The sequence below is a fragment of the Litoreibacter sp. genome, from assembly GCF_039974535.1.
Classification (GTDB): domain Bacteria; phylum Pseudomonadota; class Alphaproteobacteria; order Rhodobacterales; family Rhodobacteraceae; genus Litoreibacter.
The window spans coordinates 85,891-101,346 of sequence record NZ_JBDWIU010000012.1 but is presented as its reverse complement, the minus strand read 5'-3'; the positions used below and the strand labels follow the sequence as shown (position 1 = coordinate 101,346).

Genomic DNA, 15,456 nt, shown 5'->3' with positions numbered 1-15,456 from the left:
GGTGCGGGGGGCGCTTCATATCGCATTTGCAGGGCTGGCGGCGGTAACGCTGTCGGCCTGCGATGAGCCTGTGACCAGCCCCCGCCCCGAACAACGCGCGGCGGTCGCCCCTGCGCCCAAGGTCGTGCCAAAGGTCGCACGGCCATCCGCGCGCTCAAACGAGCTGTCGGCCTATTACGCCCAAGTACAGCGTAGCCTGTTGGCCCAAGGCTTGATGCGCACTGATGGTGGTGGCATCGACACGCCGTTCTCGAAGCATCAATTGGTCGATAATTTCGTCCAAATTGGCGTGTTCAATGAATTTACCCTAGTGGATGGCATCTACACCAACCTGCGCTCCGAGGGGCGTGTTCAGCGGTGGGAAAGGCCGGTCAATGTCTCGCTGCAGTTTGGGCCAGCTGTTTCCAAAGATATTCGAAGCAAAGACCAAAAGACCGTTTCAAATTATGCACAACGCCTGTCACGCGTCACAAAATCGCAAGTCGGTTTGACACGTAGCAAGGGCAACTTCCACGTGGCCGTACTGACAATCGACGAGATCGAGGCCTTCGGCCCAGAGCTGATGAGACTCATTCCAGGCCTAGACGAGAGCATAGCCGCACAAATCACCAACATGCCAAGGCCAATTTACTGCGCCGTTTATGCCTTTTCTGACGCCGACAATCCCGACAGTTTCCTATCAGCCGTAGCCATCGTGCGCGCGGAGCATCCCGACCTTTTGCGCAAAAGCTGCTATCACGAGGAAATCGCGCAGGGGCTGGGCCTCAGCAACGACAGCCCCGCTGCGCGCCCTTCGATTTTCAACGACGACGACGAGTTCGCGCTGCTGACCCGCCACGACGAGCTGCTGCTAGAAATCCTATACGACGAGCGCCTACCGCTCGGATCATCCCCCGCACAAGCCCGCCCGATCGTCGAAGTGATCGCGGCAGAGCTTTTGGGCGGCGACAGTTAACCCCTAAGACCATTCAATGAGGACCACATGGGTATTTTTGACTTTCTAACCGGCGAGTTTATCGACGTCATCCACTGGACCGACGATACGCGCGACACCATGGTTTCCCGCTTCGAGCGTGAAGACCACGAGATCAAATACGGCGCCAAACTGACCGTACGCGAAGGCCAATCTGCGGTGTTTGTGCATGAGGGCCAGTTGGCGGATGTCTTCACCCCCGGTCTCTACATGCTTGAGACCAACAACATGCCGATCATGACGACGCTGAACCACTGGGATCACGGCTTCAAGTCGCCGTTCAAATCCGAGATTTATTTCGTCAATACCACCCGTTTCAATGATCTCAAATGGGGTACCAAGAACCCGATCATGCTGCGCGACCCAGAGTTTGGCCCGCTGCGCATTCGCGCCTTCGGCACTTACTCGGTGCGCGTCACGGACCCAGCGCTGTTCCTGCGTGAAATCGTCGGCACCGACGGCGAATTCACCATGGATGAAATCAGCTACCAGATCCGCAACATCATCGTGCAGGAATTCACCCGCGCCATCGCGGCCTCGGGCATCCCCGCGCTTGATATGGCCGCGAACACTGGTGATCTGGGCAAGCTGATTGCCGCAGCGATCACGCCTATTGTTGCGAATTACGGCCTCAGCATTCCTGAATTCTATATTGAGAACATCTCCCTGCCGCCCGCTGTGGAGGCCGCGTTGGACAAACGCACCTCCGTCGGCATCGCGGGGGACTTGGGCAAGTTCACGCAGTACTCCGCCGCCGAGGCGATGACAGCCGCGGCCTCCAACACAGGTGCGGCCGGTGGCGGCATGGGCGCGGGCATTGGTGCGGGTTTGGGCATGGCAATGGCCGGACAATTGGGTCAGGGCGGCCCATGGGGCCAAGCTCCTCAGGCGCAACACGCCCCCGCGCCACAAGTCGCACCGCCACCTCCGCCACCACCGGTTGAACACGTCTGGCACATCGCAGATGCTGGCGCGACCAAAGGGCCATATTCCAAAGCCGCAATGGGGCGTATGGCCTCTGAAGGGGCCGTAAAGCGCGAAACGCTTGTCTGGACGCCTGGTCAAGACGGCTGGTTGCCCGCCGAAGACGTACAAGAGCTGGCGCAACTCTTCACCATCATGCCGCCCCCGCCACCACCGGCAGGCTAAGAAACTCACGGGTGGGGCAATTGCCCTACCCGATCCCTAAATACCCCCACAGCACGCGGACACACCCATTTCATGAGTGACACCCCTCTCGATCACGCAACCCCAGAAACTGAACACAGGTTTCCTTGCGACAACTGCGGCTCGGACCTTCGGTTCGACCCCGTGGGCAACGCGCTGAAATGCGACCATTGCGGCAATGTTGAACCGATGCTGGAAACCGTACGCAGCACCATTCACGAGTTGGACTTTAACTCGGCCCTCCAAGGCACGCTGGACGACTCCGAGATGGAGGAGACCCGTGTCTCCAAATGCCCCAACTGCGGCGCACAAGTGGAGTTCGACCCAGACAATCACGCAACAGAATGCCCCTTCTGCGCGACACCCGTCGTCACCGACACCGGCACCCACCGCCATATCAAGCCACGCGCGGTCCTGCCCTTTGAAGTTGCGGAACGCGACGCGCAAAAGGCCATGGTCGATTGGCTGGGCAAACGATGGTTCGCACCAAATGGTCTACAGGAGTACGCCAAGAAAGGCCGCAAGCTTGACGGCATCTACGTACCATTTTGGACCTATGACGCCGACACAAAGACCAATTACACCGGTCAGCGCGGCAAAATCTACTATGAGACCCGCACCGTAATGCGCGACGGCAAGCGGCACCAGCAACGCGTCGCCAAAACCCATTGGTCCGCCGTGGGCGGGCGCGTGTCGCGCTTTTTTGATGATGTGCTGGTACTGGGGTCCACCTCCCTACCCAAAAGCTACACCGATGCATTGGCACCTTGGGACCTTTCGCATTTGGCGCCCTATACGCCAGAATACCTCGCCGGTTTTCGCGCCGAGGGCTACACGGTCGATCTGGAACAAGGCTTCAAGGAGGCCCGCATCAAGATGGACGCAATGATCACCCGCGACATCCGCTTTGATATTGGCGGCGACAAGCAACGCATCACCTCAGCCAAGACTTCGGTGAAGGATGTGACGTTTAAGCACGTCTTGTTGCCCGTTTGGGTGGCCGCTTATAAGTACCGCGGTAAGACCTACCGCTTTGTCGTGAACGGTCAGACTGGTACGGTTAAGGGGGAACGCCCATACTCTTCCGTCAAAATCGCGATTGCGGTCATCATTGGCTTGATCGTGGCCTTGGCAGTTGGCTATGGGATGGCCTCGACTCAATAGAACGGAAATGGCCACCATGATTCTGTGTTGCGGAGAAGCTCTTATCGATATGTTGCCCCGCGTCTCCCAAGGCGGAGAGCTGGCATTTGCACCCTATGCGGGTGGCGCGGTCTTTAACACGTCTGTCGCCTTAGGGCGCTTAGACGCCAACCCTGGGTTCTTTTGTGGCCTCTCCACCGACTTGTTCGGCGAGATGCTGGAAACCAAGCTCAGTGAAGCTGGCGTATCCTCTGATTTGGCCTTCCGGTCATCGCGCCCGACCACCTTGGCTTTTGTGCGCCTCACAGATGGCCATGCGAACTACACATTCTACGACGAGAACAGTGCGTTGCGTGTCATGACGCATAACGACCTGCCGGAGTTGCCCGACACCGTATCCGCCATGTTCTTTGGTGGTATTTCATTGGTGGGCGAGCCATGCGGCTCCGCCTATGAGGCATTGATGGCCCGCGAGGCCGCTTCCCGCGTGACCATGATTGACCCGAACATCCGCCCGACTTTCATCACAGACCGCGACAGCTACGTGGCGCGGATCAAATCGATGATGGCCATGTCTGACGTTGTGAAGCTTAGTGACGAAGACTTGCACTGGCTGGAAGGTGACGGCGATTTGGACGGCCTCGTGGCCGACTTGATTAAGCGCGGCACCAAGGTTGTGCTGATCACCAAAGGCGCAGAAGGCTCGTTGGGCTACACTGCCAACTACCGTGTGCATGTGCCTGCGAACAAGGTCGAAGTGGTTGATACCGTGGGGGCTGGCGACACGTTTAACGCGGGCTTCCTTGCGGGACTGCAAAAAGCAAACGCGTTGGACAAGGACACACTTGCCAAGCTGTCCGAAGACACCCTGCGCGACGCGCTGGCGATGGGCGCGCGTTGCGCCGCCATCACCGTATCGCGTGCCGGCGCCAACCCACCATGGGTGCACGAGTTGTGAGAGCACTCCTGCAGCGCGTTTCCCATGCATCCGTGTCGGTTGACGGCATCGAGATCGGGAAATGCGGCGCGGGGCTTCTTATCTTGGTCTGCGCCATGCAGGGCGACACACCTGAGCAAGCCACACGTATGGCCGCCAAAATTTCGAAGATGCGCATCTTCAAGGATGACGCGGGCAAAATGAACCGCTCCTTGCTGGACATCGGCGGCTCCGCTTTGGTCGTGAGCCAGTTCACCTTGGCTGCCGACACCCGCAGCGGCAACCGCCCCGGCTTCTCAAGTGCAGCACGACCAGACGAGGGGCGCGCACTTTACGAGACCTTCGCCACCCAGTTGGGCAACTTAGGTGTAGCAGTTGAGACAGGTGAGTTCGGGGCAGACATGGCAGTCAGCCTGACCAATGCCGGCCCCGTCACAATCTGGATGGACGACGCGCAATAGCCCCTTTGTGCTTCACGGTATCAACTGATCCACGATGAGGTCTTAATTCTCACGGCGTGACAACATGAAGTGATTGGTGACGCCGATTGCGACCAATGAGTAGACGATATGCCCCCAAAGTGCTGCGTATGTGATGCCGGTGAAGCCCAAGAATGCCGGTTGCCCACCAATCAAATGCGCGAGCACATACAATGCAAAGACCCACTGGACCGTGCCAAAGGCAACCGCAACCGCGTACCATGGCACTTGTGGCGCAACCTTTTGCCAAATCGGGCGTGCAACGAACGCAAAGCCAATTGGGTATCCAATAATCCCGGCCGTGTAATGCAAGACTTCAGCCATCTCTTTGGAGCTGAAACCTGCGATTGCCTTGAACACCGACGCCGCCAAAGGAACCGGCGCTAGACGGGAAAAGCCTAGTGTTGGGCTAACAACCTGACCGTAAAGTTCGAAGGCACAGGTCGCCAATGCGCCTGCCATCATCAGGAGTAAAATATTGGAAGCGGTCAGTTTCATCAGGCTATCTCGCTGCTAAGTGTGTGTGGCCTTCGAGACTAGCCGATTGCGTTAACAAAGAACCAACATTTTCATGTAAGTCACGAATTTGTTAGCCATAAAGGCAAAATGATGCCTCCAACGCAGGTCATTTTCGGCACCCAACTCCCTAAGGATCAGGCCAGCCGTGAAGACAGTAAATCGCCAGAGCGGTGCAGCAGTTGCGACCCGATCATCGAGAACGATGTGTTCACTTGCTTAAGGCCTCTTAGTGTTTCTTGATGGATCGCGCTGGTCTCAATACTCTCGGGCAACCCATCGCGCAGACGAACGAGGTGGCGTTTTTGCAATTCCTGCTCAACGTCGCGCAAGTTGTCTTTCTCCGACACTAGGGTGCGCGCTGTGTTCATGTCGCTGGTCATGAGCACGCTGAGCCCAAGCTGCACATTGCCCAAAACGCGATCATGGAAGTCCGCGATCTCTTCCTGCCCGGGTTCTGAGAATTGAAGCCCCTCTTTGTTCAGCTTGCTGGCCATCTTGCTCAGGCTGCGCGTGATCGTATCCGCCGCCGCCTCCATCCCCACGGCAATTTTTGCCAGATCATGAGCGTCCCCTTCGACCAGATCATCCTCGGATTTCTTCGCCAGCAATGCCAAGAACATTTTCAGATCATGGTGGATCTTCGACACATAGGCCTCGTTCTCGACAATTGTGCGGGCCTTGGCGTCGTCCCATTCAACAAACAAGTGCCCAGCCGCGCGCAGCATAGCCTCCAAGGTCTCGCCCATTCGCATCACCTCGCGTCGGGCAAGCCCCAAGGCCCGTTCGGGGGTCTCTACGGCAGTCGGGTCAAGCGCACTCACAGGCCCGCGCATGGGTTGATCGCCTACGTTGTTTGGATGAATAGCGGTCGCAAGCTTATGCAGCAGACTGACGAACGATAAGCCTGCCAAGCATAGGATTAAGTTGAACAGCACATGCAAAGCGATGATTTGCCCCGCCACAGACGCGCCTAAGTAATCGGGCAGTCCGCCCGCGAACGCGACCATCACCGCCAAAGCCACCGCCCCTACGCCGCGGATGATGAAGTTGGATGTGGTGACCCTTCGCACTTCCGCCGGAGCGCCGAACGTCAAGGTCGTGGCGATCAAAGCGCCCCCGACGTTGGCCCCGAGGACCATGACTGCGGCGGCCTCTGTCGGAAGCGTTCCTTGCGCGGCCAAGGTCACAAGCAGCAAAATCGAGGCCACGCTAGAATGCATGGCCCATGCCAAAACGCCGCCCAAGATGAAGGCGATGGGCAAGTCCGAGGCAAGTGCTTGCAACGCGCCCGATATTTGCGCCCCCTCTGAAATTGGGGCGGTGGCGGTTCGGATCATCTCCAGCGACAAGAATACCAACCCCAAGCCAACAAGGATACGCCCCACCTGTCGCGCACGACCCGAGCGCCCCTTCAAAAACAGCACCACACCGCACACCAGAAGCAACGGCATAACGAATGACCAACGCGCCACCAAGATCGACGCGACGATGGCCGAGCCCAGGTCCGCTCCCAATATAATCGCGATACCGGCGGTGGTTTTGATGGTGCCTGCAGATACAAACCCCGCGATCAACATCGCCACAGCGGTTGAGCTTTGCAGCAACACCGCTGACCCCACCCCAGTGACAGCAGAACGGAGCCGGCTTTTCGTTGAATGGCGCAACCATCTGCGCAATTGAACGTCAAAGGCCCGCTCCACTCCGGTACGGATTAGTCGAACGGCCCACAGCAACAGGGCCACTGCCCCGGCTACGTTTAATATCAGGATCAATGCGCTGGATTCAGACATTTGGTTTCCAATGATGTGGTAGCTTTTCGTTGGACCGTTTGGACGCGCGCCCTATGTGGCCGCGCGGGCCGCGAGAGCATTTTGCACACGTGCCGGATAGTCCGTGATTATTCCATCCACGCCCATGTCGATCATATTTTGAATGTCTTCTGGCTCATTCACCGTCCACACGTTCACCCTCAGCCCGCATTGCTTGGCCTGAGCAACGTCAGCGGCCGTCACATCCTCAAAATATGGGCACCAAACATGGCCACCCAAATCGGCAATGGTCTGCGGAAGGCTGCCTTGATGATCGCGGCGACTAACCCCATCCATCCACGGCGAGCCATCGATGATGTTCGGCTCCATAGTCGTGCCATGAGTTTCAGCCAAAGACAGATACCCCCGCCGCAAATCAGGAGCGAGGCGCTTGCACGCATGGATCACCCTCCAGTCAAAGCTGGACACGATGGAGCGGCCCAACAAGTCATGGCAGCTCAACATATCAACGACAACCTGCGCCAAAACATCGGGCGGGTCATTGATGTCTGCATTCAAGGCATGTGACTTGATCTCGACATTCACGAGCAAGGTCGGCTCGGCGGTGGCCCAGTCACAAAAGGTCTCGAAGGTGGGAATCCGTTCCCCTGTCAGGCGGGCCTGATCTGGAAAACGTGACCCGTATTCGGAGCCCGGACGAATGGTGCCGACATCCAGATCATTCAATTGATCAATGCTGGCCTGAAGCACCGGGCGAGGCGGGCCATCGATCCATGCCCCCTCCCCGTCACGCGTCAATGCATGCGCAATATAGGGGTCATGGGCCACCACAGGCACGCCGCCCGCCGCGTTTTGCACGTCCACCTCAACTGCATCGACGCCGATCTCTCGCATATAGCGAAATCCGGCCATCGTATTCTCTGGATAGATGCCCCGTGCGCCGCGATGCCCAAACACAGTCACTTTTGATGGCTGCCCGACGCTAACCATCCAAACGGTCGCCAGTGTTCGGGTCAAAGAAGTGCAGGCTTGCAGGATCAACGCGGAAGGCGATTTTGCTGTCAGGTTCGGGGTGATGCACACCCGCCAAGCTGACGGTAAACGCCTGTTCGCTGTCACCAAGGCGGCCGTGCAGAAGCGTGTTCGCACCAAGCGGCTCGCCCATTTTGACGGTCATCGAAAGTGGCCCGCTTTCATCCGCGATCACGTGCTCGGGACGAATACCAACCGTGACCTTGCCTGTTGCAGGCGTGGTCGCTTCGATTTGCACGCCCCCGATGCTTAACTTGCCGTTCTCTATAACGCCGTCGACAACGTTCATTGACGGGCTGCCGATGAATTGCGCCGCGAACAGGGTTTGTGGGCGCTCATACACTTCGAGCGGTGTGCCGATTTGCTCGGCGCGGCCTGCGTTCATCACGATCATGCGGTCGGCCATTGTCATGGCCTCGACTTGGTCATGGGTCACATAGAGCGAGGTAATCCCAAGACGGGCTTGCAAGTCGCGGATCTCAAGGCGCATTTGAACACGCAGCTTGGCATCAAGGTTCGACAATGGTTCGTCGAACAAGAACACCGCAGGTTCGCGCACGATGGCACGCCCCATAGCCACACGTTGACGCTGGCCACCGGACAAATCACGCGGGCGGCGATCTAGATATTCCTCCAGCTGCAACAGCTTGGCGGCATCTTGGACCTTTGCGTCAATCTCGGACTTATCGAGACCTGCAATCTTGAGCCCGTAGCCCATGTTCTGACGCACCGACATATGCGGGTAGAGCGCATAATTTTGGAACACCATCGCAATGTCGCGGTCCATCGGTTCCAGCTCGTTCACGCGGGTGCCACCGATCTGGATTTCACCCGCACTGACACTTTCCAACCCCGCGACCATGCGCAAAAGTGTGGATTTGCCGCAGCCCGACGGGCCGACGATGACGATGAACTCACCGTCTTCGATGTCCATATTCACGCCGTGGATAACTTCGGTAGCACCAAAGCGTTTCTTGACGTCGTTGAGAGATACAGTTGACATAGTTTCTACTTCTCACTGTCCACGAGACCGCGGATAAATAGTTTTTGCATTGAGATGACGACAATCACCGGTGGGATCATGGCTAGGATCGAGGTGGCCATAATGACCGGCCACTCGGCCACATCATCACCTGACGGGAACATCTGCTTGATGCCCATAACGATGGTGTTCATTTCAGGGTCCGTCGTGATCAGCAGCGGCCATAGGTATTGGTTCCAGCCGAAGATAAACAAGATCACAAAGAGCGCGGCGATGTTGGTACGGCTCATCGGGAACAAGATATCCCTAAAGAAACGCATTGGGCTTGCCCCATCGACGCGGGCCGCCTCGGCCAACTCATCAGGCACTGTCATGAAGAATTGCCTAAAGAGGAAGGTCGCCGTGGCGGATGCAATCAATGGGAAAATTAAACCGCCGTAGCTGTTCAGCAACCCGAACCCCGCAACCACTTCGTAGGTCGGCACGATACGCACCTCAACCGGCAGCATGAGCGTCAAGAAAATCAGCCAGAAGAAGATCCGCTTGCCAGGAAACTTGAAGTACACAATCGCGAAGGCCGACAGCAGCGAGATAACGATCTTACCGACCGCAATCCCCATCGCCATGACAAGGCTGTTCAACAGCATGGTCGCCACCGGCACATTCACACCAGAGAACAGCGCCTCGCGGTAGTTGTTCAAGAACTGATCACCCGGCCACAGCGGCATAGGTGGGCTGACGATTTCGGACTGCGTCACGGTGGACGCCACGAAGGCCAACCAGATCGGGAAGAACACAACTAGGACGCCAAGGATCATCAGTACATGGCTCAGCCAAAGCGTTGCCCCACGTTTTTCGACCATACCGGGTGGGGGGTCGTTAGTATGGGTCAATAGTGCACCCTCTTCTCAATAAATTTGAATTGGACGATGGTCAGTGCGCCCACCACGACCAGCAAGATAACCGACTGGGCTGCGGATGAACCAAGGTCTTGGCCAACGAACCCGTCCGAGAACACCTTGTAGACAAGGATCGTCGTGGATTGCTGCGGCCCACCGCTGGTGATCGTGTGGATCACCCCGAAGGTCTCGAAGAAGGCGTAGACGATGTTGACGACCAACAAGAAGAACGTGGTTGGGGACAAGAGCGGCAACACGATTGTCCAGAAACGTTTCCAGAACCGCGCCCCATCAATGGCTGCGGCCTCGATGACAGATTTCGGGACTGCTTGTAGTGCCGCAAAGAAGAATAAGAAGTTGTAGCTGATGCGGCCCCAAGCCGAGGCCACAACGACTAGCCCCATGGCCTCGCCGCCGTTTAGCACGTGGTTCCAGTCATAGCCCAAGTTGCCCAAGTACCATGACACCACACCGACGCGGGTGTTGAACATGAACAGCCACAACACCCCCGCAATCGCTGGGGCAACGGCGTAGGGCCAGATCAATAGCGTCCGGTACACACCGGCCCCTTTGATAAGACGATCAGCCACCACCGCAAGGAACAAAGCGGGGATCATGGACGCCAACGTAACGAGCGTCGAGAAGATCGCCGTCGTCAGGAAGGACGTGCGGTAATACTTATCGGACAGCAGGTACTCAAAGTTACCCAAGCCCACGTATTTCATTGAAAGACCGAACGGATCAGGGATGAACAAGGATTGCCAAATCGCCTGCCCCGCTGGGTAAAAGAAGAAAACTGCTGAAACGATTACCTGCGGTGCAATAAGCAGCAGTGGCAATAGCCAACCTTTGAAAGTGACACGCTTTTCCAAGTGCCCTCCCCCCATATTGTTATTGGCAGCGGGCGCCCCAAAAGGGCCGCCCGCGCTTTCACGTCATGTTGTGCAGATTAACGGTTGGCTTGCTCAAAGCGGCGCAGCAATTGGTTGCCACGCTCTACAGCGCTGTCCATTGCAGTTTGCGCGTCTTTGTCACCGCTCCAAACAGCTTCCAGTTCTTCGTCGATGATCCCACGGATCTGGTCGAAGGACCCAAGGCGCAAGCCTTTGGAGTTTGCCGTCGGCTCTTTCGCTGTCATCTGAATGACGGCCACGTCTGTGCCTGGATTTTGCTCGTAGAACCCAGCAGCGCGTGTCGTGTCGGCAGCGGCGGATGTGATTGGCAGGTAGCCCGTGTCCTGGTGCCATTGCGCCTGAATTGGAGCGGACGACAGGTAGGACAGGAACTGAGCAGCACCCTCATATTCAGGTGACTCGTGACCTTCCATTACCCAAAGCGATGCACCACCAATGATGGTGTTCTGAGGCTCTGCCGCAACCGCTTTCCAGTAGGGAAGTGGACGGACGTCAAAGTCAAACTTGGCTTCGCTCTTGATACCGGCGTAGCCAGCGGAGCTTTCTGTAAACAAGGCACATTCACCAGCGCGGAAGTTTGCGCCACCTTCATTGCGGCGACCCGCGTAGAAGAATTTGCCGTCTTTCGCCCATTGGCCCATCGCCGAGATATGCGCGACTTGTGCTGCGCTGTTGAAAGCCAGCTCTGTGTCGGTGCCCGCGAAGCCATTGTCTTTGGTTGCAAACGGCACATCGTGGTAGGCGGAGTAGTTCTCCAAGTGAATCCAGCTCTGCCAAGCGGTTGTCAGCGGGCAATCAAGGCCAGCGGCTGCCAGCGTGTCGAGAACACCACCAACATTTTCCCAAGTGGACAGGTCTGTGTCTGGGTCAACGCCGTTGTCTTTCAGCAAGTCACGGTTCACCCACAGAACTGGCGTGGAAGAGTTGAAAGGCAGCGAAAGCATGTCGCCATCGGTGCTTGTGTAGTACCCTTTTACGGAACCGATATACGCGTCTTGATTAAATTCTGCGCCGGAGGCATCCATAACGTCTGCAACTGGGCGAACAGCGCCAACTGCGGACATCATTGTGGCCGTACCAACTTCGAATACCATCAAGATTTGAGGCTGCTCACCCGCGCGGAATGCCGCGATGCCGGCGTTGAGCGTCTCGGAATAGTTACCCTTGTGAGTAGCAACGACTTTGAAGTCGTCTTGGCTTGCGTTGAAGCCCTCTACTTGCGCCGCAACCAACTCGCCCAAACGGCCGGTGAAAGCGTGCCAGAATTGCACTTCTGTTTCCGCATATGCAGCCAATGGCGACAAAAATGTGGACCCGGCGAGCACTGCGCCAGTTACTAAATTCTTCATGTATTCCTCCCAGAAATTACTGATTTTGATATCAGCGGTGCAGCCACACTATCTCGCAAAATTAATAATGCAAGCCTATCTAAATTTAAAAAAATATAATACAATGTTATACTTAAGTCAGGGAGATGTGGACATGCGAAGCAAACCAAGAATTCGGCAACTGGAAGCGCTGAAGTCCGTCGCGGACTTCGGCTCTATGACACGGGCTGCAAAATCACTGAGCATTTCGCAACCAGCGGTCAGCCGCTTGATCTCCGATCTATCTGAAGAACTTGGATTTTCCCTACTTGAACGCAAAGACGGGCAACTCGTTGCCACCCAAGAAGCACGCTACATTTTACCCGACATTGGCAGGGTTTTAGAGATGATGGATCACATCTCAGACACCAGCCACAACCTAACCACGCGTACCGCAGGCCATCTGCGCGTAGCCTGCCTGCCAGGCTTTGCGACCAGCCATTTGCCCGCCGTTGTGTCATCTTTTTTAGAAGCCCGTCCGAATGTGACACTCACCATTGAGCCAGATCGACCAGAGCGAATCCTCGAATGGATCATTGGTGAGCAGTACGACTTCGGAATCACCGACAGCTTTGCTGGCCACCCCGCAATCGACAGCACCACGGTGAATATACGCACCGTTTGCATCTTCCCCCACGGCCACCGATTTGCGGAACTGAAAGAGGTTACAGTGGAAGACTTGGACAATGAGCGCCTGATCCACACTCGTCGCGACAGCAAGTTCTACCAAACGTTAACCGATCTGTTTCAAAAATCATCGGTCACGCCCAAACCAGTTGTCGAAGCACGACAATTCACCGCTGCCTGTGAACTTGTGGCCCTCGGGGTCGGGGTGTCGGTGATCAGTGAGCTGGATGCCAAAAGTTATGCAAGCCGGTTGGACTTCCGCCCCTTCGCTGCCGACGCCCCACACCAGCTGTCCTTGGTACGTCCCATCCACACGATGCCATCCATGATCACCCTCGACTTCATGAAGGCGTTTGAGGAAAGTCTGGCCAGCTTGGCAATATAAGTGAAGCGAGGACGACCCAGCTCATTTTTCACACTTGTTTCACGCGCCAAAAGACTGCGAAACCTCTACGAACTAGCGCCATAGTACTTAACGAGTTTCCAAGTTTTCCTCTGGTGGTGACCTCCGCTTAACGAGTTGCATTTTTTGAGCGCCGAAATAAAGCCACCCTCGCCCAACGACGGTTGCCCCCTATCAATAGCTGCGGCCCCACTAGGGCGGCGCTGCTGCGTGGCGTCCCAGCATCAGGTGTACCGAGCTCACTTCGCTTTCACTGGACTCCGCTGCACGGCTTTTGTAACACCAAATCTTCCGGTCTAGGGGGATAGATGCCATGACAAACTTTGAATACCAAGTGGTGCCAGCACCACGTAAAGGCAAATCCGCCCGCAAGATCAAAGGCGTAGAAGCGAAATTCGCCAACACCATCAGCATCTTGATGAACGAGATGGCCGCCGATGGCTGGGAATACCAACGCGCCGAAACCTTGCCATGCGAAGAACGCCAAGGGCTCACAGGCAAAACGATCAAGTATCATTCCATGTTGATATTCCGCCGCGAGGTTGCAGTCGAGGCAGAGGCCGAAGACGCGCCCATTGCTGTCCTCCCCGCCCCCGTAGTCGCCGCAGCAGAGGTTGAGGAAACGACACAAGAGGCCGCTACAGAACATCCCTCCGAGCGCACCGAACCCGTTTTCACCAGAACCGATGGCCCCGCATCGGAAGGCTTCATGGATGAGACAGAAGAAGAATCCCGCAAAGACACCTAGGTCAATGACCGTGACGAGTGTGCCCTCGCTCTAGATCTGCTTTCGCAGCACCGTGAAGCCAACAGTCATTGCTCCGAGGCAAATGATCATGGCTTCAGCCGGCGTTGCAAAGCCCGTGTAAATCAGCCCAAAACCTATTGCGAATACAAGTAAGTTCATAGCGCTGACGCTCATGACCACCTTCAATGCATGTGCTTTCGCGTTTTGCTCGGGGTCAATCATCGCCACTATTCGCGTGACGCGTAGAACGCCCCACGATGAAAGAACCAAGAAAAGCGGCACGACCAATATCATCTGCAAAACTATGTCCGCAGGCATCACCAATGCGGCAAGGATCGACACCGCGTACAGCGAAACCAAGTTGAGCACGCAGCAAACGAGCACGAAAACCGGTGTGGAGGTCAGTTTAAACACCTGGCCCTTTCCCGCGATACTGGTCGGCTGAGTCAAGCGCGCTCAAGCGTCCAAACCACCATTACTCGTCGATATCCAAAGCCAAGGCGTGAATTTTTCCAATCAAATCAGCCCCCAAGGCCGCGTGCACCGCACGGTGGCGTTGAATGCGCGACATCCCTGCAAAGGCCTCTGAGCGGATTGATACGTTGAAATGGCTCTCGCCACCTTCTTGATATCCACCATGACCGCGGTGGCTTTCACTATCATCCACCACGTCCAACCGCGTCGGAGCAAAAACCGTTCGAAGTTTATCGTCAATCTGCTCTGTTATACCCATATTTTTTCCAAACTGCTCTTCACCTCTGTGCTCAAAACACTAAAGTGTCTTCTCCGAGTCTAAAAGGTTAAGTCATGGCCCGTCCTCCGTTTGATCCATTTGAATTTGATATGTCGGCGAAAACTGACAAGGCCCGCCGTGCCAAAGGGCGCCGCGGAATGTCCGGTGCTGTCGAGACATCTCAGCGCACCTGCGAGGCACCGGGTTGTAACGAGCCGGGCAAATACCGCGCGCCAAAATCGCCTGATGTTTTGGATGATTTCTACTGGTTCTGCCAAGCGCACGTGCGCGAGTACAACCTGAAATGGAACTTCTTCGAGACCCACACCCAAGAAGAGATGGAGCGCCAGATGTCTGCGGACAAAGTCTGGGAACGCCCAACCAAGCCTTTGAAAAAGGGCGAAGAACAACGCGCATGGTCGCGCCTTGGCGTAGATGACCCGATGGCCGTTCTGGGTGAGAACGCGACACGCAATCCAGGCCGCAACCCAAGTGGCGCTGGCCGCAAGCTGCCCGCAATGGAGCGCAAAGCGTTGGAAATTCTGGAAGGTACTGTTCACATGAGCAAGCCGGACCTGCGCAAGAAGTACAAAGCGCTGATCAAGGAACTGCACCCCGATATGAACGGCGGCAACCGCACCGACGAGGAGCAATTGCAGCAAGTTGTCTGGGCATGGGACCAGTTGAAAGACAGCCGCAACTTTACCGGATAAGCGGCGCAAGAGATATACGACTGGCGAAAGGCTGACATGGATCCGCCTGCG

Annotated in this window: 17 protein-coding genes; 8 read left to right on the top strand and 9 right to left on the bottom strand. The window is 56.4% G+C overall.

What is annotated here, in order from left to right:
* Position 1: 1 nt before the first annotated feature.
* The 5 genes from ABJN86_RS13425 to dtd all read left to right on the top strand — a co-directional run bounded on the left by ABJN86_RS13425 (position 2) and on the right by dtd (position 4,681).
* Complete coding sequence (locus ABJN86_RS13425) at positions 2-955, top strand: DUF2927 domain-containing protein (protein ID WP_348363602.1); 954 nt, start codon at positions 2-4, stop codon at positions 953-955.
* A 27-nt stretch (positions 956-982) separates the two neighbouring features.
* Entirely contained in the window at positions 983-2,122 is a 1,140-nt protein-coding gene (locus ABJN86_RS13420; RefSeq protein ID WP_348363604.1) for an SPFH domain-containing protein, read from the top strand.
* A gap of 72 nt (positions 2,123-2,194) precedes the next feature.
* Positions 2,195-3,304: a primosomal protein N' (replication factor Y) - superfamily II helicase gene (locus tag ABJN86_RS13415; protein ID WP_348363605.1), complete on the top strand. Its 1,110-nt coding sequence runs from the start codon at positions 2,195-2,197 to the stop codon at positions 3,302-3,304.
* A gap of 16 nt (positions 3,305-3,320) precedes the next feature.
* Positions 3,321-4,241, top strand: coding sequence for a carbohydrate kinase (locus ABJN86_RS13410; protein WP_348363789.1), 921 nt, complete (start codon positions 3,321-3,323; stop codon positions 4,239-4,241).
* On the top strand, positions 4,238-4,681 hold the full coding sequence (dtd, locus tag ABJN86_RS13405; protein ID WP_348363607.1) for a D-aminoacyl-tRNA deacylase: 444 nt from the start codon (positions 4,238-4,240) through the stop codon (positions 4,679-4,681). The genes ABJN86_RS13410 and dtd overlap by 4 nt, the downstream gene beginning before the upstream one ends.
* Positions 4,682-4,723: 42 nt before the next feature.
* Here the strand turns inward: dtd and ABJN86_RS13400 are convergent, their stop codons facing one another.
* From ABJN86_RS13400 to ugpB, 7 genes are all read right to left on the bottom strand, one after another.
* Positions 4,724-5,197: a hypothetical protein gene (locus tag ABJN86_RS13400; RefSeq protein ID WP_348363608.1), complete on the bottom strand. Its 474-nt coding sequence runs from the start codon at positions 5,195-5,197 to the stop codon at positions 4,724-4,726.
* A gap of 155 nt (positions 5,198-5,352) precedes the next feature.
* Positions 5,353-7,008, bottom strand: coding sequence for a Na/Pi cotransporter family protein (locus tag ABJN86_RS13395; protein ID WP_348363609.1), 1,656 nt, complete (start codon positions 7,006-7,008; stop codon positions 5,353-5,355).
* 51 nt (positions 7,009-7,059) lie between these two features.
* Complete coding sequence (locus ABJN86_RS13390) at positions 7,060-7,977, bottom strand: glycerophosphodiester phosphodiesterase family protein (protein WP_348363790.1); 918 nt, start codon at positions 7,975-7,977, stop codon at positions 7,060-7,062.
* Positions 7,970-9,022, bottom strand: coding sequence for a sn-glycerol-3-phosphate import ATP-binding protein UgpC (locus tag ABJN86_RS13385; protein ID WP_348363610.1), 1,053 nt, complete (start codon positions 9,020-9,022; stop codon positions 7,970-7,972). The genes ABJN86_RS13390 and ABJN86_RS13385 overlap by 8 nt, the downstream gene beginning before the upstream one ends.
* Positions 9,023-9,027: 5 nt before the next feature.
* Positions 9,028-9,864, bottom strand: coding sequence for a sn-glycerol-3-phosphate ABC transporter permease UgpE (gene ugpE / locus ABJN86_RS13380; RefSeq protein WP_348363792.1), 837 nt, complete (start codon positions 9,862-9,864; stop codon positions 9,028-9,030).
* A gap of 26 nt (positions 9,865-9,890) precedes the next feature.
* Positions 9,891-10,772: a sn-glycerol-3-phosphate ABC transporter permease UgpA gene (gene ugpA / locus ABJN86_RS13375; RefSeq protein ID WP_348363612.1), complete on the bottom strand. Its 882-nt coding sequence runs from the start codon at positions 10,770-10,772 to the stop codon at positions 9,891-9,893.
* Between the two features lie 77 nt (positions 10,773-10,849).
* Complete coding sequence (gene ugpB / locus ABJN86_RS13370; RefSeq protein ID WP_348363614.1) at positions 10,850-12,163, bottom strand: sn-glycerol-3-phosphate ABC transporter substrate-binding protein UgpB; 1,314 nt, start codon at positions 12,161-12,163, stop codon at positions 10,850-10,852.
* Between the two features lie 133 nt (positions 12,164-12,296).
* Here ugpB and ABJN86_RS13365 point away from each other — a divergent pair, with 133 nt between their 5' ends.
* Together ABJN86_RS13365 and ABJN86_RS13360 are read left to right on the top strand one after the other, a co-directional pair.
* Positions 12,297-13,193, top strand: a complete 897-nt coding sequence (locus ABJN86_RS13365) for a LysR family transcriptional regulator (RefSeq protein WP_348363616.1) — start codon at positions 12,297-12,299, stop codon at positions 13,191-13,193.
* 331 nt (positions 13,194-13,524) lie between these two features.
* Positions 13,525-13,959: a DUF4177 domain-containing protein gene (locus ABJN86_RS13360; protein ID WP_348363617.1), complete on the top strand. Its 435-nt coding sequence runs from the start codon at positions 13,525-13,527 to the stop codon at positions 13,957-13,959.
* 30 nt (positions 13,960-13,989) lie between these two features.
* On the opposite strand, the gene ABJN86_RS13355 is transcribed toward ABJN86_RS13360, so the two are convergent.
* Both ABJN86_RS13355 and ABJN86_RS13350 read right to left on the bottom strand, forming a co-directional pair.
* The gene (locus tag ABJN86_RS13355; RefSeq protein WP_348363619.1) at positions 13,990-14,373 is read right to left on the bottom strand and encodes a hypothetical protein; all 384 of its coding nucleotides are present in this window, start codon (positions 14,371-14,373) and stop codon (positions 13,990-13,992) included.
* A gap of 61 nt (positions 14,374-14,434) precedes the next feature.
* A complete protein-coding gene (locus ABJN86_RS13350) occupies positions 14,435-14,692 on the bottom strand; it encodes a BolA family protein (RefSeq protein ID WP_348363620.1) in 258 nt (85 codons plus the stop codon).
* 74 nt (positions 14,693-14,766) lie between these two features.
* On the opposite strand from ABJN86_RS13350, the gene ABJN86_RS13345 reads away from it, so the two are divergent.
* Positions 14,767-15,405, top strand: a complete 639-nt coding sequence (locus ABJN86_RS13345; RefSeq protein WP_348363622.1) for a J domain-containing protein — start codon at positions 14,767-14,769, stop codon at positions 15,403-15,405.
* The last annotated feature ends 51 nt before the right edge of the window (positions 15,406-15,456 follow it).

What these genes read in the sequence shown, in the direction of transcription:
- ABJN86_RS13420 (WP_348363604.1), top strand. Translation starts at nt 983, where the DNA reads ATGGGTATTTTTGACTTTCTAACCGGCGAGTTTATCGACGTCATCCAC.
- ABJN86_RS13415 (WP_348363605.1), top strand. Translation starts at nt 2,195, where the DNA reads ATGAGTGACACCCCTCTCGATCACGCAACCCCAGAAACTGAACACAGG.
- ABJN86_RS13410 (WP_348363789.1), top strand. Translation starts at nt 3,321, where the DNA reads ATGATTCTGTGTTGCGGAGAAGCTCTTATCGATATGTTGCCCCGCGTC.
- ABJN86_RS13400 (WP_348363608.1), bottom strand. Translation starts at nt 5,197, where the DNA reads ATGAAACTGACCGCTTCCAATATTTTACTCCTGATGATGGCAGGCGCA.
- ABJN86_RS13395 (WP_348363609.1), bottom strand. Translation starts at nt 7,008, where the DNA reads ATGTCTGAATCCAGCGCATTGATCCTGATATTAAACGTAGCCGGGGCA.
- ABJN86_RS13390 (WP_348363790.1), bottom strand. Translation starts at nt 7,977, where the DNA reads ATGGTTAGCGTCGGGCAGCCATCAAAAGTGACTGTGTTTGGGCATCGC.
- ABJN86_RS13385 (WP_348363610.1), bottom strand. Translation starts at nt 9,022, where the DNA reads ATGTCAACTGTATCTCTCAACGACGTCAAGAAACGCTTTGGTGCTACC.
- ugpE (WP_348363792.1), bottom strand. Translation starts at nt 9,864, where the DNA reads ATGGTCGAAAAACGTGGGGCAACGCTTTGGCTGAGCCATGTACTGATG.
- ugpB (WP_348363614.1), bottom strand. Translation starts at nt 12,163, where the DNA reads ATGAAGAATTTAGTAACTGGCGCAGTGCTCGCCGGGTCCACATTTTTG.
- ABJN86_RS13365 (WP_348363616.1), top strand. Translation starts at nt 12,297, where the DNA reads ATGCGAAGCAAACCAAGAATTCGGCAACTGGAAGCGCTGAAGTCCGTC.
- ABJN86_RS13360 (WP_348363617.1), top strand. Translation starts at nt 13,525, where the DNA reads ATGACAAACTTTGAATACCAAGTGGTGCCAGCACCACGTAAAGGCAAA.
- ABJN86_RS13350 (WP_348363620.1), bottom strand. Translation starts at nt 14,692, where the DNA reads ATGGGTATAACAGAGCAGATTGACGATAAACTTCGAACGGTTTTTGCT.
- ABJN86_RS13345 (WP_348363622.1), top strand. Translation starts at nt 14,767, where the DNA reads ATGGCCCGTCCTCCGTTTGATCCATTTGAATTTGATATGTCGGCGAAA.